The 21,493-nt window shown below is 37.6% G+C and carries 17 protein-coding genes; 11 read left to right on the plus strand and 6 right to left on the minus strand.

Annotation, left to right across the window (positions count from 1 at the left end):
• The first annotated feature begins 8 nt into the window (after positions 1 to 8).
• Positions 9 to 2,042 carry a hypothetical protein gene (locus BN2458_RS03970; protein WP_058122047.1) on the plus strand — a complete coding sequence of 678 codons (2,034 nt, stop codon included), beginning with the start codon at positions 9 to 11 and terminating at the stop codon, positions 2,040 to 2,042.
• Between the two features lie 290 nt (positions 2,043 to 2,332).
• Here the strand turns inward: BN2458_RS03970 and BN2458_RS03975 are convergent, their stop codons facing one another.
• The 3 genes from BN2458_RS03975 to BN2458_RS03985 form a co-directional block, all read right to left on the minus strand.
• Positions 2,333 to 2,794 carry an acyl-CoA thioesterase gene (locus BN2458_RS03975; RefSeq protein ID WP_034325793.1) on the minus strand — a complete coding sequence of 154 codons (462 nt, stop codon included), beginning with the start codon at positions 2,792 to 2,794 and terminating at the stop codon, positions 2,333 to 2,335.
• A gap of 243 nt (positions 2,795 to 3,037) precedes the next feature.
• Positions 3,038 to 3,925 (minus strand): YihY family inner membrane protein, encoded by an 888-nt coding sequence (locus BN2458_RS03980; RefSeq protein ID WP_034343003.1) that lies wholly within the window; start codon positions 3,923 to 3,925, stop codon positions 3,038 to 3,040.
• A gap of 8 nt (positions 3,926 to 3,933) precedes the next feature.
• Positions 3,934 to 4,785, minus strand: coding sequence for a biotin synthase (locus BN2458_RS03985; RefSeq protein ID WP_034343001.1), 852 nt, complete (start codon positions 4,783 to 4,785; stop codon positions 3,934 to 3,936).
• Positions 4,786 to 4,899: 114 nt separating this feature from the next.
• On the opposite strand from BN2458_RS03985, the gene xseA reads away from it, so the two are divergent.
• The 5 genes from xseA to BN2458_RS04010 are packed head-to-tail and all read left to right on the plus strand — an operon-like array spanning position 4,900 to position 10,207.
• Positions 4,900 to 6,204, plus strand: a complete 1,305-nt coding sequence (gene xseA / locus BN2458_RS03990) for an exodeoxyribonuclease VII large subunit (RefSeq protein ID WP_034342999.1) — start codon at positions 4,900 to 4,902, stop codon at positions 6,202 to 6,204.
• 2 nt (positions 6,205 to 6,206) lie between these two features.
• On the plus strand, positions 6,207 to 7,382 hold the full coding sequence (locus BN2458_RS03995; RefSeq protein WP_052082133.1) for an FAD-binding protein: 1,176 nt from the start codon (positions 6,207 to 6,209) through the stop codon (positions 7,380 to 7,382).
• A 45-nt stretch (positions 7,383 to 7,427) separates the two neighbouring features.
• Complete coding sequence (locus BN2458_RS04000; protein ID WP_034342996.1) at positions 7,428 to 8,111, plus strand: outer membrane beta-barrel protein; 684 nt, start codon at positions 7,428 to 7,430, stop codon at positions 8,109 to 8,111.
• A gap of 9 nt (positions 8,112 to 8,120) precedes the next feature.
• Positions 8,121 to 8,939, plus strand: coding sequence for an outer membrane beta-barrel protein (locus BN2458_RS04005; protein ID WP_034342994.1), 819 nt, complete (start codon positions 8,121 to 8,123; stop codon positions 8,937 to 8,939).
• Positions 8,939 to 10,207: a CCA tRNA nucleotidyltransferase gene (locus BN2458_RS04010; RefSeq protein WP_052082132.1), complete on the plus strand. Its 1,269-nt coding sequence runs from the start codon at positions 8,939 to 8,941 to the stop codon at positions 10,205 to 10,207. Before BN2458_RS04005 ends, BN2458_RS04010 begins: the two co-directional genes overlap by 1 nt.
• 305 nt (positions 10,208 to 10,512) lie before the next feature.
• Here the strand turns inward: BN2458_RS04010 and trpB are convergent, their stop codons facing one another.
• Positions 10,513 to 11,772, minus strand: a complete 1,260-nt coding sequence (trpB, locus tag BN2458_RS04015) for a tryptophan synthase subunit beta (protein ID WP_034342991.1) — start codon at positions 11,770 to 11,772, stop codon at positions 10,513 to 10,515.
• Between the two features lie 125 nt (positions 11,773 to 11,897).
• On the opposite strand from trpB, the gene trpA reads away from it, so the two are divergent.
• Entirely contained in the window at positions 11,898 to 12,713 is an 816-nt protein-coding gene (gene trpA / locus BN2458_RS04020) for a tryptophan synthase subunit alpha (protein ID WP_034342989.1), read from the plus strand.
• Positions 12,714 to 12,716: 3 nt separating this feature from the next.
• Positions 12,717 to 15,635 (plus strand): DUF2339 domain-containing protein, encoded by a 2,919-nt coding sequence (locus BN2458_RS04025; protein ID WP_034342987.1) that lies wholly within the window; start codon positions 12,717 to 12,719, stop codon positions 15,633 to 15,635.
• A gap of 21 nt (positions 15,636 to 15,656) precedes the next feature.
• Here the strand turns inward: BN2458_RS04025 and BN2458_RS04030 are convergent, their stop codons facing one another.
• Entirely contained in the window at positions 15,657 to 16,013 is a 357-nt protein-coding gene (locus BN2458_RS04030) for a methionine-R-sulfoxide reductase (protein WP_034325826.1), read from the minus strand.
• A 7-nt stretch (positions 16,014 to 16,020) separates the two neighbouring features.
• On the minus strand, positions 16,021 to 17,070 hold the full coding sequence (locus BN2458_RS04035) for a lysozyme inhibitor LprI family protein (protein ID WP_058122048.1): 1,050 nt from the start codon (positions 17,068 to 17,070) through the stop codon (positions 16,021 to 16,023).
• Positions 17,071 to 17,149: 79 nt separating this feature from the next.
• On the opposite strand from BN2458_RS04035, the gene BN2458_RS04040 reads away from it, so the two are divergent.
• Genes BN2458_RS04040 through BN2458_RS04050 form a run of 3 tightly spaced genes read left to right on the plus strand, consistent with a single transcriptional unit; the run spans position 17,150 to position 21,449 of the window.
• Positions 17,150 to 19,879: a type I restriction endonuclease subunit R gene (locus BN2458_RS04040; RefSeq protein WP_064504558.1), complete on the plus strand. Its 2,730-nt coding sequence runs from the start codon at positions 17,150 to 17,152 to the stop codon at positions 19,877 to 19,879.
• 51 nt (positions 19,880 to 19,930) lie between these two features.
• Entirely contained in the window at positions 19,931 to 20,734 is an 804-nt protein-coding gene (locus BN2458_RS04045) for a HipA family kinase (protein ID WP_138117645.1), read from the plus strand.
• A complete protein-coding gene (locus BN2458_RS04050) occupies positions 20,727 to 21,449 on the plus strand; it encodes a DUF3037 domain-containing protein (protein WP_034342871.1) in 723 nt (240 codons plus the stop codon). Before BN2458_RS04045 ends, BN2458_RS04050 begins: the two co-directional genes overlap by 8 nt.
• The last annotated feature ends 44 nt before the right edge of the window (positions 21,450 to 21,493 follow it).

The raw sequence follows: 21,493 nt of genomic DNA on the forward strand, positions 1-21,493 counted from the left end.
GGGGAGAGATGAAAAAAGTTTATGTGTATATGATGATATTGCTTGTGAGTGTGGGATTCGTGGCGTGTAGTGATAAGGTGGAGGAGCAGCCGAGTGAGCATCACATTCAAGCACCGCTGACATTTGATAAAGATGAGGATATTCATAGTTTGATGAGTAAGATTCTAAGTTTCTACGCACCAAAGAGGGAGAGTTTAGAATCTCTCTTGCCACCGAGTGAGCAAAAACACAAGTTTATGCCTGTGGAGCAAAAAAAGGACGAAATTACCAATTTGCTTTGGAGTGCTTATGAGCAAAACGAAGCAAATAAGTTTGAAGTGCCTATGCTCGAAAAAGCATTGATTTTAATGCAGGAGTGGAATCTGCTATACGCCTCTGCAAAGCCCTATATGCAAATACCCCTACTTGAACAATATGATACGCAAATTTCTCTTTCCCTTGCGCTTTTACTTTTGAATAATGAAAAGGGTGATAGCGTGCAACTAAGCGAATTGCTGGATTGGCAGTATCAAAGTGCGAAACAGAGCGGTGAGCTCAATAAGATTATAGAATCCCAAATTCAAGTGCGTCTTTTAGCTCTTCACGGCTTACATCATCTTAATTTTGTAAATCAGAGTATGTCGCATTTGGCGAGTCATAGGGTGCGTTTGGGACTTGAGCAGGAGCTGGACGATTATAAGGATTTTTTGCCAATTGAGCATTATGAAGTGTATCAAAAAGCCCTTACATTATTGAAAGCAGAGATTCTCACGCATCAAGCACCAATTGATAAAATCTTTATGAAACTCGTGCAGTATCATCAGCGATTTGATACATCTCTAGCCGATAGTGATGATGTGCATTTGCACCTTGAGCGTATATCAAACGCGTATGAACTACTCAAAGCGCACAATATCCGCTCCACAGAGGCACAAGATATTATACTCGTGGCGCAAAATCCACTCAAAAATATGTATAACGACACGCTTATGGCGAATTATCTCTATGGACTTGACTATCTTACTTTGGCATTTTTAGGCAGTAACACACAGGAGAATCTGCCTTTAGCACTTCAGTATCTCCAGCAAGATTTTCAGTATTTTCAAATCACCGAGCACCGCTTTGACGCATCTTTGTATCAAAACTACTTAGCTTCTATCGTGCTTGGGGCTTATATTTTGTCTTCTTTGTATGAGAATGAAGCATATTTTAATGAGCTCTTACGCACCGCTAAGAGTGAGTTGGCATATTATCGAGATGTGATGAGCCACGATGATATTGAGACTTATGAGGACGCGATTTTTATCTTAGACCAAGTGGATAGGAGCAAGTTTTTGCAGATTAGCATTGAGGATTCTAAGCCAAAAGATGAGATAGGGTATGCTAAAGTCCCGCTTATCCTTTCCCCGCAAGAGATAGCACAGCTTAATGCCATAGCACAAAAAGAGCAGGTGGGCAAAAAGGAGGGAAAGGCGGTAATGCTTACACCACTTGAAGTGAAATTTATGCTTTCTCTTACTTATCAAGCTTACAAGGCGCAGGGCTTTCGCGGGGTGGCACCGGAGATGTTTAAGATTCGCTTGGGCGAAGTCTTTGACATAGAGACTTTTAACAAAAGTCCGCTTGTGAGACATTTGATTGATTTTGATGTATTTATGCTTTTAGGCGTGGCAGATAGGCAATGCTATGTGCAAAACGAGCATATCAATACTATTTTAGGTGAGCTTGAACGCAAGCAAGATATTTATGGCTACAATGTGTTTTTTGATAAGGAAAATGGCTTTATAACGGACAAGATTTTGCCTTCGCAGGTCATAGAGCGCACCACTGATGGTAATGTGTATTATCGCTTGCTTATGGCGGATTTATATCTCAATAGTTTCATTTTTCACAATGATGAAAGCGCGTTTGTGAAATTTAGAGATTCTGTGTATTTGGGAGAGCTTTTGCCTACACTTCTTGCATTTTTTCCATATATCAAGGAATATTTAGAAAATCGTATATCGCCAAAGGATACAGATGAGATTCTAAGCAGACTTAAGCCAAAATCTTGTGATAATTAGTAATAGCAACCCTACCTTTGTAGGAGTTTTAGCGGGTGGCATATAGGGGTGTGAGGTGTAGGGATTCTAATTGCGAAATAAAAATATTTGAAAAAGCTTTTACACGGCAAGATTCTAAAACTATTATTTAGAATCTTGCAAATTCTTGTTTTATAACTCTTAAGTCTTAAAAATTTCACTTTATCAAAGCTTGGGGATTGTATTTTTTTTAAGGTTACGTGCAGGTTTTAGTGAGATTCTAAGCAGTCATATATTTTTAGAATCTCGCCAAGATTATTAGGATTTTGGTTTTACGCTTTCATTTTTAAACGCAACTCTTTGCGCTTTCTCGCGTCTTCAAAACGTTTTTTTTCATCTTCTGTTTGTGGATTAAGTGGTGGAATTTGCACCTTTTTTCCGCTAGGATCTATTGCTACCATAGTGAAGTAGCAGCTATTGCAGTGAGACACAAAGCGATTTTTAATATCCTCACTAATCACTTTAATACCCACCTCGCAGCTACTACTTCCCACATAATTTACAGAGGCAAGAAAAATGACGAGTGAGCCAATGGGAATTGGATTCTTAAATATCATACCATCAACACCTATGGTTACCACACCACAGCCACAATAGCGCGTAGCACACGCATATGCTACTTGGTCGAGTAGCTTCATTAGCTCTCCGCCGTGCATCACGCCGCTAAAGTTTGCCATACTCGGTGAGGCGAGCACACTCATTGTCAAACATTTGGGGTCAAAAATATCTTCCATAATCTCCTCCTTTAAGATTCTAAAAGTTTCAAATTGCACGAGATTTATACAGAATCTATGCACCTTTACACACTAAAAGACAAGTTTTACTTTAAATTTCTCGAGGCGCAATTATACAATGATAAAGTTATTACTTACTTAATTAAAGCAAACTTTGCAGATTTTAGAATCTGCACTTTGCCAAAAGCAAAATGAGACAAAAGATTCTAAGATTCTAAAACAACTTTAGAATCTAGGCTGTTATTACACCTCTGTGGTGCTTATACCATATTTTTCCTCGAGTGTTTTTCCAAAATTTGTGCCAAATCCTTCACAAAAGCGCATTCCATAGAGTATAATAAACCACGAAACATAAATCCATAGCATAAGAAAAAGAAAAATGGAGATAGAGCCATATACGCTTTTATAAGTTTGATTATAAAATACATAATACACAAAGCCCCATTTTGTGAGAAGCCATATAATTGTAGTAAGTATACTCGCGCTAAGGAGTGATAAGAGCTTTAAGGGCTTGTTTGCAGAGAGTTTAAAGAGTAGAAAAAATATAGCCCAAGTGAGGATATAGGGTATCAAGTCAAATACAAGATTGAGATTTGCTGTGCCTTTAAGTGTTTTTTGCACTTCACCACTAAAATAAATCGAAAAGGCAAGTGCTACGGGAAAGAGTGTAATCATTGTCCAATACATTAGGAGAGAATCAAAAAATTTACGAGGTGTTGAGTTAAACATTTTTGCCGCGATGTATTCATAGTTGCGAAAAAACATCACAGAAGCTATAAGCGCATAACCAAGCCCCATCATACCAAGTGAAGAGCTATTTTGCATAAAAGTGTCAAGGTATTGTGAGATAACTTCTGTATGTGTGGGTAAGATATTCGAAAGGATAAAGTCGCGAATCCGTGCAATTTGAGATTGAAAATTAGGCAAGTTAAGAAAGATAGAAAATATAATAAGCAAAAGTGGCACGATAGCAAAAATCGTGTAAAAGCTAAGTGAAGCCGCATAAAAGCTTAGCTCCTTATCAGCTACAAAATCCAAAATGCTTTTTATTTTATTCCATAGGATAAAAAATGTTGCGCGAACTTTGATGAAAAAGATTTTAAAAAATTGCTCTTTACTTTGGGAATCCATAGTAATCCCTAATGGCAGTTTGTTGCAGGCACATAGCCATAAGATTCTATCATTGCGACATCATCTTTTGGTGCTTTGCCATCTGTTGTAAGATAATCACCTAGCACCACGCCATTAATACCTGCTTCAAAGAGAGGCTTTTGATTATCACCAAAGACAGCCTCTCTCCCTCCTGCAATCATCAAGCGCGTATTTGGGAGATATTCGCGCGCAAGGGTTACACACTCTAGTGCTTCTTCTTGTGTAAGCGTTTGCATAGGCAAAGGTAAAGATTCATTAGCGATATAAAAATTAAGAGGAGATGTATGAGGGGAGAGGATCTGTAAATGTTTAAGCAGTTCTATTCTATCTCCCCAACTTTCACCTAAGCCGAAAATGCCTCCAGATAATAATCCTAACTCTGCTTTAAGAGTGTTTTCACAAGTTTCAAACCGCTCTTTCCAAGTGTGTGTGGTGCAGATATGCGGAAAAAACTCTTTAGATGTCTCTAAATTGTGATTATAGCTATCTACACCATTGGCTTTAAGATATTTAAGAGAATCTACATCAGCACTTCCACAACACGCGATAATATGCAAACCTAGATTCTCATTTTTAATCGCAGTGGCGGCTTTGGCAATGTATTCACATTTATCGTTTTCTAAACTGCGTCCTGCTGTTACAAGGCAAAATCCTAATGCACCATATTCTTTTAATGTCCGCGCTTCTTGCACAATTTTATCAATACTTTTGTTTTTGTATCTTTGAATCTGTGTGCCATAATGTGCGCTTTGAGTGCAGTATTTGCAGTCTTCTGGGCAATCTCCGGAGCTAACATTACAAATAGAGCAGAGGAATATTTCATTATTAATCTTTTGCATAAACTTACCTTATTGTGTTGAAATAAATTGTGCTATTGTAGCAAAAAGTCTTTAAAAGTTCTAATATGATAAAATCCCCATCTTTATATCATTTTTTAAATCTTAAGGGGAAAAATGAGGGCTTTAGCAGTAAGTGAGCTTAATGCACAGATTAAGAGTATTTTAGAATCTACCTTTATGGATATTTGTGTGCAGGGTGAAATAAGTAGTGTCAAAATTCATACAAGTGGGCATATTTATCTCACGCTTAAAGATGAAGATTCAAGCGTGCGTTGCGTGATGTTTAAAGGCAATGCACGCACTCTAAAAATAAAGCTTGAAGTAGGGCAGAATGTGATTATAATAGGCTCACTTAGCGTTTATGCGCCCAAAGGAGAATATCAAATTTTATGTAAGAGCATTACATTTGCAGGATTGGGTGAGCTATCTAGGGCATATGAAGCATTGAAAAATAAGCTTAGCGCAAAGGGTTATTTTGAATCTACTCATAAAAAACCTCTGCCGCGTTTCCCTAAACGCATTGCCTTGCTTACTTCTGCCACAGGTGCAGCAAAAGAAGATATGTTAAAGGTTGCAAGAAAACGATGGGAGAATATCCATATCACGCTTTTTAATACGCTTGTGCAAGGTGAGGGAGCAAAAGATTCTATTGTGGCAAATTTGCAAAAGGCTGATGGTTTTTTTGGGAGTAAAGAGGGTTTTGATGCTATCATTCTTGCAAGAGGTGGAGGGAGTATGGAGGATATGTGGGCGTTTAATGAAGAATGTGTAGCTGATGCGATTTATTCCGCACGCACGCCTATTATTTCTGCTGTGGGACACGAGGTTGATGTATTTATAAGCGATTTTGTCGCTGATGTGCGCGCTCCTACACCTTCGGCAGCTATGGAGATACTTTTGCCAGATAAAAATGAGTATTTGCGCACGATAGATGAGATGATGAACGCACTTATTTTTGCGCTTAAAACTCATATCACACATAAAGAAAAGATGTTGCAACAAATGCTTGAGTATTTTTATCATTATAATTTTCAAGTCCAATATAATGCAAAAAAAGAGCAGATTTATAATCTTAGAATGATGATAAAGCAGCATACCTTGCGAATCTTGGAGGATAAGGCTTTGCAATGTGAGAATCTACGCGCTCTTCTTACGCATTCTTTGCATTCTCAAATCCGCACCGCACAGAGTAAATATGAGCGTCTTTATGAAGCATTAAATGCGCTTAATCCTCGCAAATTATGCGAGCATAGTTACGCACAAGTGAGCAAGGATAATATGCTTATTACTCTTGCAGATTTAAATAAGGGCGATGAGTTTTATCTTACAGATTTGCAGTGTAGCATTAAGGCTTTGTGTGTGGAGAATGAAATCAAAAATGAAGTAGATTCTGTATTTGTAAGAGGATTTAAGGAGTAAGAGTGGAAAAAAGTAAAGATTTGGGCGTGTATGATGTGGCGATTATTGGTTTAGGCGTAGCAGGAAGCAATTTAGCAGCAAATCTTAAACCTCATCTTAAAGTTATTGCTATTGACAAGAAAGATAAAGAGGGCGATTGCTTTGATGATAATTTTCATAAACCTTGTGGTGGGTTGCTCTCCGAGGGGGGGCAAAAGGCTTTGGCAAAGCAGGGATTAAATCTCCCTAATGAAGTTTTGGTTAATCCGCAAATTTTTGCTATTAATACTATTGATTTTGGCTTTAAATATGCCTCATACATACAAAAAGGTTATGTGAATATGGAGCGGCATAAGTTTGATTTATGGCTCAAGGGACTTATTCCCTCGCATATCCATAGCTTTCACCGAGCATATTTCAAGTCTATACAAAAAGAGGGAGCATTCTATCAAGTGCATTTTAAGCAAGAGCAAGATAGCTTAGAATCTAGCACACAATCTTATACTTGTAAAGTGCGTATCGTGGTAGGTGCAGATGGGGCAAAAAGTCATATCCGCCGATTTCTCTATCCACATCTAAAGACGCAAAGCCTCGTATGTATTCAGCAGTGGTATAAAGAGCATAATAAACCTATGCTTTCGTGTATTTTTGACAAAACACTCACGCCAAGTTACAGCTGGAGTATGTCAAAAGATGGTTATTTTATTTTTGGAGGGGCATATCCTCACGCACATTGTAAGGCTGCGTTTAATACACAAAAAGTGCGTTTAGAGGGATTAGGATTTATATTTACAGAGGTGCTAAAGCAAGAGGCGTGTTTGGTATTACAACCCCAAAGGTGGCGCGATTTTGTGCGTGGGAGAAATGGCGTATTTTTGATAGGGGAGGCAGCGGGATTTATTAATGCAAGCACATTAGAGGGTATTAGTGGGGCATTGCATAGCTCAAGGATTCTAAGTGAGGTGCTTAATAGCATAGTATCTTACAATCAAGGAGAAAGTGGCGTGAAGTTAGATTCTAAAACTTTAGAGAATCTGCATAGTGTCTATACAAAACGCACACGATTACTCGTGCTAAAAACGCTTTTTAGGCATTATGTGCGCTATCCTTTTATGTTTATCACAATTTTAAGGCGCATAATACTCTTTTGCGGTATTTTGCGCGTCCGTTCGGGAATGATACGAAATAAAATTATTTAAAAAAAGATTCGATACAATGCTTAGCTAGATTTTGGGAGTATTGCAATGAAAAAACATATTTTTGCATTTGTAGTTGTAGCTGTGGCAAATCTGCTTAATGCCGGAGAAAGCGGGGTATTTATAGGTGGCAGCTTAAGTCTTAACAACACTTCTTATAGTGGCGTGTATAGCACATTAGAAAACAATATTACTACTGATTATCCGCATAGCAACTACTCTCACAACGCTTTTGGTGCGTCTGCACGAATAGGCTATCAAAAATTTAGCTCTGATGCGCGATTTGGTGGGAGATTCTATGTGGAATACGATAATAATGGCTATGCGACATACAGAGATGAAAATGGTGCAAAGCGCAAAATGGATGCTTATAGCCTTGCTCTTAATGCTGATGTGTTATTTGATATTAAGCAATTTCAAAGTGCTGTGTTTGGGATATTTGCCGGTGGTGGCTTGGTACTTAGCACACACAAATTTCCAAAATCAGGATATAGCATTTATAAAGACTCAGATAATAGCCCTGCTACATTAGAAGGCTATGGTCTTAGCGCACAAGCAGGGCTTTCGCTTACATTTTTGCAAAAGCATAGGGTGGAACTTGAGGTTAAATATGCTAATTTTGTAAGTAGCTATGATTCAGATTTTATTCACTTAGGCACAAAAGCAGAATCTTTAAAGCTAGAAGCGCAAGGATTCTTAAACTATCGCCTTAATTACATTTATGTCTTTTAAGGGGCTATGATGTTTAAAAAATCTTTGCTACTTATGTTTGTGGTAAGTGCACTTTTGGGCAATGAAAAAAACGGCGCATTTTTTGCCATAGGAGGAGGATATACGCCTCAAATCCCATATCAAGTAACAACACCAAATAATAACACAGCTACATCAAGTGTGCCACTTTATACAGGCGGTATCAAGTATGGTGCTAAGCATTATTTTAATAATAATTTGGGCTTGCGTTTATATTTGCCTATACAGGGTGGATTTAGTCAATTTGATGAGGGATATAGCCCGGCAAAAGCGCGATTTGTATCCGCTGGTATGGGAGGTGATATACTCTTTGACATCGGCTCATCACAAAGTAGCGTGGGGATTTTTGCAGGAGGCGAGGTGAATTACGCATATTATTGGCTAGATAGCGCAGATTCTAAAGGCATACAAACTCAAGTGCATTTTGGTTTAGCTCTCAATTTTACCCCGCGCTTTGGAATCAATATAGGAGTGAGGCAATACATCAATCGCCCCGCACAAGAAAAGATACCGTTTAGCTCGTCTATGCGCGATTATGGCGGATTTGTCAATTTTGTCTTCGCACTTAATAATAGCAATATCTCCTCAAGCGCACACGCTCAAGCTAAGGCAAGGCAAGAGAGGGAAACAAATGCTAATGCTAATATAAATAACAGCTATGATAGGACATATAGTGGAAGCTCAAGTAGTGGCAATGGCTTTATGAGTGGTTTCTTTGGCGGATTAGTAGGAAGTGTATTATTTGGCAACTCCGGTGACAGCTCTATGCGCACTCCACAAAACACGCAGCCTAGCCTAAAATTCCGCTAATGCAGCATTTTGATACAAGCCGTTTTGCTCTTCCGCAAGATGTGCTTTTTATCTTGGATACTTTGCATAGTGCGGGATATGAGGCGTATATTGTGGGTGGCTGTGTGCGAGATATGATTTTATGTGAGCTGCATAATACCTCTAAGCCCCCAAATGATTATGATATAGCTACTTCAGCCTTGCCCGATGATGTGATGAGACTTTTTCCATACTCTATCCCCACAGGCGCAAAATATGGCACAATAAGTGTGATTATGCAATCCCATAGCTATGAAATTACGACTTTTAGGCTTGATGGGACTTATAGTGACGCACGCAAGCCCGATAGTGTGAGATTCACAACCTCTATAAGTGAGGATATAAAAAGAAGAGATTTTAGTATGAATGCCCTTGCTTATGCGCCACATATTGGACTTGTTGATGAGGTTGGGGGAGTGGAGGACATCATCAATAAGCGCATAGTATGTGTGGGTGAGGCAAAAGTGCGATTTAGCGAGGATTCTTTACGCATTTTACGCGCCTTGCGTTTTAGTGCTACTCTTGGATTTAGTATAGAATCTCACACGCAAGAGGCTATACATATGAATGCGCCCTTGCTTTGCTCTGTGGCGAGAGAGCGTGTGCGCTTAGAGCTTGATAAATTACTTAGCGGAATGTATGCAGAGAGTGTGCTTAGTGCGTTTTTATCTATTATCCGCATAGTTGTGCCGCAGCTACCGACACAATGTGATTTTAGGGTATTTAAAGCTTTAAGAGATACTACGCAATATGTTCGCTGGGTGTGTTTTTTGTATCCTTGTAAAACTTATGCGAGGGAGATTCTAGAATCTTTAAAATTTGACAATAAAAGCAAGGAGCATATCCTCACTTTACTTTGGCATTATGATATGCCTTTGTGTGTGGGAGAAGTGGAGCTAAGACATATTGTTGTGAATCTTGGTGGGCGCGAGAGGGCGCAAAGCATACTTGAAGATATAGCGCGTATCAAAGAGGCGCATATCAAGGTAGGGATACAAAAAGCAGACACACAGAATCTCAAAACCTTTCATCACATTGTGCAAAATGTATTGGGGCAGAGCATACCTCTAAGTCTTAAAGAGCTGTGTATAAATGGCGAAGATTTAAAGCACATAGGCATAAAAGAGGGGAAGCAAATAGGAGCAATATTGGCATATCTTTTAAATCAAGTGTTAGAGGATAAACTCCCTCATACGCGTAGAGATTTGCTCCAAGCAGCGCGTAATAAGCTGCAAGAATTTAAGGTGTAGGGCAATGCGTTTTAAGCATTTGGCTTTAACATTAGGCTTTTCTTTGTTTTTATAAGCTCATAAGCAGGGAGATTCTCTTTAGGGATACAAAGTATCAAGCTTGTAATACTGTTTGCTTTTTATTTTAAGGAGCAATGTAAAACTCATACGAAAAATGTGTAGAGTGCTTCATCAAAAGCTTTTGGAAATCTTAGGGCTTATAAGCTTGTTTTTAAGCATAGGGGTATGGAGAGTGCTTAAAAACCGCCCTTAGATTCCTAAATAGCGACTTTTTATTGTGTGAAATTGCATACATTATCGTGCAACTAGCCAATGCGTGCAATCTCATCTTGAAGGAATTTTTTCCATTTCTCTGTGGCAAGGGCTTTTGTAGTGATAAAAATATCTTTATCGCCGCGTCCGGAAATATTAGCAATAATTTTTTTGCCTTTTATATCTTTGCATAGGCGTATAACAGCAGCGAGAGCGTGGCTAGATTCTAAAGCGGGAATAATGCCCTCATATTGAGCAAAAAAGCTAAGTGCTTCTAAAGCCTCTTTATCTGTGGCAGATTGAAATTCCACACGTCCAACCTCATACAAATGTGCTAATTGAGGTCCAATCCCCGCATAATCAAGTCCAGCCGAAATAGAATGTGTGAGGTTAAGCTGCCCATCATCATCTTGCAAAAAGAGACTTTTATAGCCTTGCGCAATACCCACACTTGCATTTGGGTTATGAATCCTCTTGGCATTTTCTCCGGGATTATCCCCTGTGCCGCCTGCTTCTATGGCGATTAGGCGCACCTTTTTTTCATTGAGATAATGCGTGAAAAAGCCTATTGCATTGCTTCCGCCACCTACACAAGCTACCATAATATCGGGCAATCCGCTGAAATAAGCTTTTGTTTGTTTTTTAATCTCTTTGCTTATTATGCTTTGTAGCTCACGCACAATGTCAGGATATGGGTAAGGTCCAAGTGCGCTTCCTAGCACATAGAAAGTATCATCACTGCGTCTGCTCCATTCTCGCAATGTTTCATTTACCGCGTCTTTAAGTGTTTTGCTTCCACTACCTACGCTATGAACCTTTGCGCCCAAAAGCTCCATATTGAATACATTAGGATATTGTCTTGCGATGTCAATCTCACCCATAAAAATCTCACACTCTAGCCCTAGTCGCGCACACGCTGCCGCTGTGGCTAAGCCGTGTTGTCCTGCGCCTGTTTCTGCTATTACGCGTTTTTTACCCATATATTTTGCTAAAAGCACTTGTCCTAGTGCGTTATTAATCTTGTGCGCGCCTGTATTTGCCAAACCTTCAAATTTTAAATAAATATCATTTTTGAGAATCTTAGAGCTATTTTCTGCATAAATAAGAGGAGTAGGACGCCCGACAAAGTTTTTAAGTGAAAATTTTAATTCTTTTCTGTATGTCTTGCTTTTAAAAATATCACGATAGGCAATTTCTAGCTCCTCTAATGCAGGGAGGAGAATTTCTGGAATGTATTGTCCTCCAAAGGCGTGTTTGTTGCCTTTTTCTTCACCAAAGTAACCATTCTTCGATTCTGTAAAGATTGTAGCCATTTATGCTCCTTTTAAAAAATAGCTGAAATTGTAAGCAAAAAACTATTAGCTTCACTTTAAAGTCAAGCACTTTATAAACAAAATATGATAGAATAAACATTTATTTTTTGGAGAAGTCATTAAGGATGAGTAAAAGTAAAAAGCAAATACCACAAACGCAACTTATGGGACATATCATTGCAGGTTATCCAAGCTTTGAATCAAGCTTATATGCGGCACTTGGTATTTGCCAAGCCGGAGCGAGTTATCTTGAAGTGCAGTTTCCATTTTCTGACCCAAACGCCGATGGAAGCGTTATTGAAGAGGCGTGCAATAAAAGCATAGCGCAAGGATTCAAAGTTGCTCAAGGTTTTAAGCTACTCCACACGCTCTCCCAACATATAAACCAAGACAACAAGCAGCCCACACGACTTATTATTATGACTTATGCTAATCTTATTTTTCATTATGGCATTGAAGCATTCATCAAAGAAGCTAAAAAATGCGGTGTATGGGGTATAATTGCACCTGATTTACCTATAGAATCTGATGAATCTCTCCGCATTTTAGCCAAAAAACATCATATCCGCATTATCTCTCTTATTGCTCCAAAAGTAAGCATATCACGAATTAAAAAAATTGCAAAAATCAGCGATGAAATCGTATATGTCGTGGCACGTGCTGGGATTACTGGGGAAAAAACACATATTGATAAAGCACTTTTTGAGTGGATAAGGCTTATTCAAAAGCACTGCAAAAAACCTATTGCACTTGGCTTTGGGATAAATTCCTACGAACAAGTAGCAGTACTAAAAGATAAAGTAGATATTATTGTGGCAGGAAGTTATTTTGTGCGATTTATTAGCGAGCTTAGCACACAATCTCAACTTAGCCCACAAGATTATATGCACAAACTTCAAGCACACGCACAAATGCTAATGGGTTGGGATATAAATGAGTAAAAAATGACACTTCTTATTCTTTTGACAATCTTATTTCTTATTCTCTTAGTATGTGGGAGTATTGCCGGACTTATAGCATATTTTTCTACAAAAAAACTACAAGAGCATTTAATCACACTCAATGCACAAATTACCACCCTTAAAGCTGCTTTAAAACAAGCAAAAAGAGATAATTTTAAAAGCCAAATCAAGCAAAAAATAGAATCTGCCCCAACTTCGCAGATATTTTCACAAAGTCATTTGAATGCTCCTGTGGCGGATAAAGTAGTGGAAAAATCTTTGCAAACACATACGCAAAGCCCACAATCTACTTTTTGCGCAGATTCTCAAATATCTCAAATTCCCCCAACTTCTCTAGAATCAGCGCAATCAACACAATCACAACCTTTAAAGCAAAAAGATTTTTTTGACTTTGAATGGCTTTTTACGCAAAGAGTGATGGTGTTTTTAGCGGGAATTTTCTTTATTTTTGCAGCCTTTTTTCTTATCCGCTATTCTTTAGAGCATAATTTACTTACCCCTGTGGTGCGTATAAGTCTATGTATATGTTTTGGAGCGATACTTTTTGCAAGTGGCATATCTTTACACTATCTCCAACATCATAGCATTTTTTATAGAATCTATAACCTTGCACTCCACCATTTAAGGCGCATTGCTAAAATACAACCTCAACCTCTCAATACCTCTACTTCATATTTTTCTTTGCCTCATTTAACATTGCAAATAATTGCTCAAACACTTGTTGGTTCTTCACTCGTAGTGCTATTTTTTAGTTTTTATGGAGGCTTTAAGATTTATGGCTTTTTTGGTGATTTTTTTACGCTCATAACTTTAAGTCTCATTGCACTTATAGGATTGGGCTTAAGTGTGCGTTTTGGTGTGATTATTGGTATTTTTGGATTACTTGGAGGCTTTGCAACGCCTATTTTGCTCTCAAGTGGATATTATAACGCACCTTTTCTCTTTGGCTATTTAGGAATATTTTATATCATAAGTATGTATTGTGTGCTACGATATGCTCAATCTAAGCCTCAACTTATATACTTAATAGTGCTTGCAAATATCCTTATGGCTCTCTTTAGCTTACACTTTATAATATTTTACACTATGAGCAAGAGTGATTTGTTCATAGCATTTTTGCTCTGTGTTGGTATGTTTTTAGGCAATATACTCTTACTTGCAAAATTTCACACCCTTAGAGAATCTCCTGCGTATAATAACTTTATTGCCTTTAGTATTCTCTCTCCTGTATGCTTTGTGGTCTGTCTTTTTGGGCGAGATGATATGGCTATAACTTTTTCTTTTGTAGAATACGCTTTTTTAGCTATGCTTTGTGTATTGACATTACTTATCCCTTGTATGCTAAAAAATCTGAGTTCATTTGTGCTCCATACTCCTTTGATAGCGACTTTTCTTTCAGTCGTAGCTCTTTTTATTAAAATAGACAATGCGCCATTTTTGCCCTTTTGTATCATATTTATGAGCTTTATCTCTGTGTATCTCTTCATATTTAAGCATAAGATTCTTTATCTGTGGCTGCAATTTATGGTTGTATGTGGATTTAGCATAATGATGGATATACATAACAAAGATGTATTGTATGTATATAGCGTATGGTTTGCAATGATTATTTTTGCATATAGCTATATTTACAAACATATCAACACAGAATGGGCAAAGGCAAAAAGCCTTGATTATCTTTTGTTGTTTTATAGCATTTTATGTGTTATAGGGGCACTTAATTTAAGTAATATGCCTTTTGTGATATGGGTAAGTAGTGGGCTGATACTTGCATATCTAGGTGGGCAGATTCTCAAACGCAATATTGCATATTTTGAATATATTTTTATCACTCTTGGGATATTAGCAAATGTATTCTCAAAAGAGGGATTGTTTTATATTGATTCGGTAAGTATTTACTCTCCAAATCCAAATATATTTATTACATTATCCGCCTTATTTGGAAAAACTATGCACTATCATTTTAGCACTCTTTTACTCTCTCTTGGCTCTTGTGCGATTTTGCTTTTTATTTTAAAAAATAAATCTTACGCATTTCACACTTATGTTAATATTATCTTGCTCGGTATTTGTTGCATAAGCGCAATTTTAATGGTGCAAAACCTATGTTCTATGTCTCTTTTTGGGAATCATCTTACCTCATATCCTCTTAGCACATTGTGTATTGGGCTTTTGGCACTTATTATGGGAAAATATTTATACGCAATCAACACATTAAGCACAAAGGCGCAACAGGCTTATATTTTTATAGTAGGCTTTTTGTGCGTGAAATTTTATTATGATGTGGTTATTCTTGGTATATTTGCGTATAATCCACTTATAATGCTTATCCCTCATTGGAATCTTTATGATATGGCTCTTTTACTTGTTGGATTAATAGGTTGCCTTCTTATCGCGTGGCACTTCCAAAGCATATTTACATATTTTCAAACACAAGATTATATGTTTAAAAAAGATTATAGGCACATCATTTCTGCTATCCTTTATGTAAATTATAGCCTTATTTTCGCACTCGGGCTTATAGTGCTATTTTTTGGAGTAGCTTACGGATTCTATGTATATCATTTTTTAGGAGATTTGATACACATACCCGATAGCACAATAAATTGGGATTTTTGGCTTATGTTTCCTTTGCAAAACTACGCTTATTCGGTAACTTTAGTGCTAAGTGGAGTAATACTTTTATACTTCTACATCAAAAAGCATATAAAGATTTTTAGAATCTACTCCCTTCTCTTATTTATCCTTGCTACCTCAAAAGTCTTTTTACTTGATACAAGCTCTTTTGGTGGAATTGCTAAGATTGTGCTTTTTATCTTTATGGGCATTGTTTTTTTACTCCTCTCTTATGTCTATTCACGCTATATTAACAAAGAACAAGTCAAAAACAAAACAATATAAGCACATAGATTCTCTATTGCCTTATGAGTTTTTACGAAAGCTAAGCGAGAGCGAATTAACACAATGGCGCGTATTTTTTGGCGTGAAACCTTCACCCTTAAAAATATGCCCTAAATGTCCGCCGCAGTTGGCGCATATAATTTCTGTTCTCACGCCATCGCTATCGGGTATGTGCTTTATTGCACCTTGAATCTCATCATCAAAACTCGCCCAACCACAATGACTAGGGAATTTTGCACTTGATTCATAAAGAGGTGTGCCGCATTGCCTACAAAGATAGCTTCCATTTTCAAAATAATCAGTATAGATTCCGCTAAAAGGTGCTTCTGTGGCTTTATGCAAAAGAACCGCGCATTCTTGTTCGTTTAATGGTGGCATTTTCATATTAATCCTTTCTTTGAGATATAAAGACTTTTTGCACTGCTTTGTTTATGTTTTCTTCTTCATATCTTGGAAAAGGATAGTCTAATTCACCAAATCTCTCCTCCATAACATTTTTTATACATTTCTTATCATCGCTGCAAGATTCTCTGTTTTTTAAATACGTTCTTTGAGTATTTAAAAGCTTTTTAAGCAGAAGGGATTTTTGTGTCTCTAACTCTTGTTGTAGAGTGTTTATAAGCTTTGAATCTAGCTCATTGATAGATACTTCATTATTTTTATCTGTGTATAGCGTTAATTCTTCTAAGGCGAGATTCTTTATATATTCTCTTGCACCAAGATACAAGACATTATTTATCCTATCGTCATTTGCTAGAGAGGGGTCAGAACAAATGCTCTTTTCACTCGCACTTCTTGCCTTTGTGCAGTCAAATCCAGCTTTAAGCTTATAATATTTATCAGTGATATAATATTCTTCACCCACATCAAACTCACATTCTTGCTCTAAAAACGCACAGGCTTTATTTACCTTTTGCTTCTCTATATTAATATATAAGTATTGAGCATCTCTTTGTGCCATAAGGGCGCATTGTGGAAAAGCAGGGAATAGAATCTGTGCTTGCGTAGGGCTTAAAGGCTTTAAAAGTGCAATGGGCTCATCTTTGCTCTCATTATCTCTATAACAAGAGCCTTCATTCCCCCATTCCCTAAGCCTTGCCCCGCCATTTATTGCTTTTTCAAGTAGAAAGCCTAGTTGTAAAGTGTTTTTATTGTGCTTTAGAATCTTTATACTAAAAAAGTTGCTGCTTAGCCTTGATGTGCCAGAAAGTGGCGCATAGAAATAATCACTTGCAAAAAATTCCCCTATGTCGCTCCAAGATTTTAAATAAGGATTTGTGTGTGTTTGTTTTGGTGTGTCCTTTTGACTTGCGAGGCTAGAAGTTGCTAAAAATACCACTGCAAACAAAGAGATTGTTAAAAAATAATGCTTATTCTTTATAGGAACTCCTTTTAGCTCTATTATGCTTGCGCTTTTTGAATAGTATTTTACCAAAAAATAGTTACGATTCCTTTGCGCATAACTTTCAAGTTTATTGTAAAATACGATGAGGCAAAAAGAAAAAGGACAAGGTTTGGAACAAGATTTAAAGCCAGAGCAACAAGCAAGAGAAGAGATTGATAAGCTTTTATCACTAGCGGGATTTGAGCTAAGAGATTTTAAGGATTGCACTTTGGGAGATTCTACACCCAATGTGGCACGCAATTTTGCCATAAAAGAATTTATCCTAGAAAATGGCACAAAGGCAGATTATATGCTTTTTGTCGCGGGCAAGGCGTGTGGAGTGATAGAGGCGAAAAAATTTTCTTTGTCTCTAAGTGGGGCGGAAAATCAAGCCAAAAATTATGCTTATACTCTCCCCGCGCATATTCCCTCTTATCAAGATATTTTGCCCTTTGTTTATGTCAGCAATGCGAGTGAAATTTATTTTACAGATTTGCGCGAACCAAGCCCACGCGCAAGGAGGATTTTTGCCTTTCACACACCAAAAGAGCTTTTAGATAAACTTAGCTCCACTTCTTTGCGTGATAGAATCCAACACCTCCCAGCACTAAGCAGCCAAGATTCTAAAAAGCTAAGAGATTGTCAAAAAGACGCGATAGAGGGCTTAGAAAAATCTTTGAAACAAAACAAACAAAGAGCCTTAATCCAAATGGCAACAGGTGCGGGCAAAACCTTTACCGCTTGTAATTTTGCGTATCGTCTGCTAAGCATAGCAAAAGCAAAGCGCATTTTGTTTCTTGTGGATAGAAACAATCTTGGCAAACAAGCAAAAAAAGAATTTGATAATTTCAGCCCAAGCGCAGACAAGCGGCATTTTAGCGAGATTTATAATGTGGTGCATTTAGAGACAAATCACATTCCCACAGAATCCAAAGTCGTGATTACGACAATTCAGCGGCTGTATTCTATCTTGCGTGGAGAGAGTGAGTTTGATAGCGCAGAGGAGGAACACTCCGCCTTTGAAAATGAGGATAAAGAAACAAAAGAAGTTGCCTATAATCCCCAAATTGGCATTGATACCTTTGATTTTATCATCATTGATGAATGCCACCGCAGCATTTATGGGCTATGGCGACAGGTGCTAGAGTATTTTGACGCGTTTCTTATCGGGCTTAGTGCGACACCCTCTAAACACACTCTAGGCTTTTTCGCTCAAAATATTGTGGCGCAATATGATTTAGAAAAATCCATTCTTGATAAAGTCAATGTGGGCTATGAAATCTTTAGGATTAAAACGCGCATTAGCGAGCAAGGAAGTATTATTGAAGCAAATGCGGAATTTCAAGTGCCATTCCGCGATAAAGACACGCGAAAAATCGGCTATGAGAGCTTAGAGGAGGATTTAGAATATTCCAAAGCAGATTTAGACCGCTCTGTGCTTGCTCCTAGCCAAATCCGCACGATTTTAGAGACTTATAGAGACAAAGTCTTTGACCTACTTTTTCCCGAACGTGAGCGAAGCTTCTTGGCCAAAACTTTGATTTTTGCCAAAGATGATAATCACGCAGAGGAAATCGTGCGCCTTGCGCGAGAAGTGTTTAACGCAGACAATGAGTTTGCGCAAAAAATCACCTATAATATCGGCAATCAAAACCCACACGAGCTTATCAATGCCTTTAGGCATTCCAAAAAGTTTAGAATTGCGGTTACGGTGGATATGATAGCCACAGGCACAGACATTAAGCCCTTAGAAGTGCTGATTTTTATGCGTGATGTCAAATCGGCGAGTTATTATGCGCAAATGGTTGGGCGCGGGGTGCGGAGTATCCATAATGACGATTTAAGGGCGGTTACGCCAAATGCGGACTGCAAGACGCGTTTTTATGTGATTGACGCGGTGGGTGTGAGTGAAAGCCAAAAGATTGATTCGCGCCCCTTAGAGCGCAAGAAACGCTTAAGTCTAAAGGAGATTTTGCAACTTGTGCGCGAGAGTGTGGCAAAAGGTGAGTATGACAAAGACACGCTTTTAAGCCTTGCTTCAAGGCTTACGCGTTTAGAGCTAAAGTTAAGTGATGAGGACAATACGAGTTTGCAAGAACTTAATTTTGACAAAAGCCTTTGCACACTTGCAAAAGAGATTTTAGAATTTGCGGATTCCTTACAAGCGTTAGAGAGGGCAGAGATAGCGCACAACCCGCTAGAGATTTTCACAAATGACACATTTTGCAAATTGCTTTTAGAGTTGGCAAAAAAGAGCAAAATCTATATTGATGAAATCTCGCAAGATTCTGTGCTTAGTGCAGAATTTGACACGCAAAAGGCGCAGAATCTCATCGCGCAATTTAATGAATTTATTTTACAGCATAAAGATGAAATCACCGCCCTAAGCATTATCTATGCGCAAAATTACAAAAACCGCCACCTAACTTATGAGGTAATTAAGGAGTTAGCGCATAAGCTTAAGCAGGATTCTATGGATATTCCAAGCTTATGGAATGCGTATAAACTGCGCGATAAGGGCAAAGTGAGTAAGAATCCTAGCAAAAACCTAACCAACCTCATCTCCCTTGTGCGTTATGCGCTCAAAATGGATAATGAACTGCAAGATTTTGCGATTGGGGCGAATGCGCGTTATAATCTGTGGCGTGGGCGATGTAAGAAAAAGGGCATTGCATTTAGCCCCGAGCAAGAGGCATTCTTGGAGCTTATCAAAGAATACATTATCGCAAATGGCTGTGCAGAAGTCAAAGATATTCAAGAGATTTGCGCGGACTTAGGCGGGATTTATAGAGCAAAAGCGATTTTTAACGATTCTTTGCCTAGTCTTGTGGAGGAGCTAAGTTTGGCATTGGTGGGGTAGGGTTAAGTAAAAAGAGATATAATTCATTCATTTTATTGAGGTGGTGGAGTGGTGGAAAGAAGGCTAATTAACAAAATACAAAGAGTAATGGGCTATGGAATGACTTGCCCGTTGCATATTGTTGCAGATGATGGAAAAGATTATATTTTAAAGACAAGAATAAAAACTTTTGATTCAAATGATGAGCCTTTCACTTCCTCTAAAGAGCTTTTTGCTGAAATTTTTTCTTATCTTTACCTAAATGCTTTAAATGCCTCTTATATTCCAAAGTTTTGCCTCCTTGAAGTCAATGACGAGACACTTAGCCTAGCACAGAAATTCGCAAATAGTCAAGACGAGAGAGAAAAACAAGCTTATGAAAACCTTAAAGTTTCAAAGGGCTTGAATCTAGGTGTGGAATTTATACCTAATGCAAGTAAGTCTCTCCCCCCAAGGAACTTTACACAAGAATTTAAACGCTTAACTATTCACTATGACGCAAGATTGATGAATACAGACAGAAGCACAGAAAATCCTAATATCTTAAAAGATTCTAACGAAAAATATTGGTTGATTGATTTTGGTTTAGCATTAGATTCACTTTATCTTTTTGATGATTTAAAATCAAAAACCAAAATGTTTAATCCAAATGAAATCTATTTTGATAAATGTTGCTTTAGAGATTATCTTTTTAACGAAATAGAGAGAAAAAATATCAAGCACTTGCGTTCAAAAGTTGATAAGGTTGCGTTAAATAATATTATCCAAAATATTTGTAAGATCACGCATTTATTTGAGGCAAAATCACAGGAGAAAGAATATTTAGCACAAATCATTGCCAAAAGAGAGCAATCAAAAAGGATTTTTAATGCGTAAAATCTATACTTACAGGGTGATAAAATACTTTCCACATATAAGAAGTGATGAGTTTTTTAATGTTGGCATTTGGCTATGGGACGAGCAAGGCAATAAAAAACAAATCTATATTGATAAAAGCCAAGAGCATATCAAGCACCTTTTTAAATTCCCCTCCATTGATAAAAAAGCCTTACCTTTTTTCTTAGAAAGCATAAGGCAAGAGATGAACGCACAATCTTGGTATGATAATCATTTACGCTTTAGCGAGATAGATTCCATAGTAAGCGAACAAGATATAAATGAGGTAGCAAATATTTTATATGAGGATTATATCGGTTATAAGTTTCACATTAGAGAGCAAAAAGATAGATATGCACAAGCCAATGAAACAACAAAAATTGTCTATGAAAAGAAGTTTCAAAATAAGCTTTTATTGGAATCTTGTAATGATTTCTCTTTTTCTGTCATTAATAAAATAACAAGCAAGAAATATTATAGTAGATTTGGCAGTGTAAATGATAAGGCGGACATACAAGAATTAATGTATTTTAGCTTAAAAGACAAAAATTATACAAAAATGAATATTAGCCTTTTAGGTATTGTCTCTGCTGATGAAGAGGAGATTCAATCGTGCAAAGAGGATTTTTTGAGTCCCAATCATATTGCTTATGCTTCCTATCTTAGTGATGAAGAAAGCGAAAAATATTTTGAGAGCATTTCACAAACTGCGTAATAAAAGCAAAATGAAGCACAAAGGCAAAGCCCTTATACACAAGT

Origin of the sequence: Helicobacter typhlonius (assembly GCF_001460635.1) — a bacterium.
Lineage (GTDB): Bacteria > Campylobacterota > Campylobacteria > Campylobacterales > Helicobacteraceae > Helicobacter_C > Helicobacter_C typhlonius.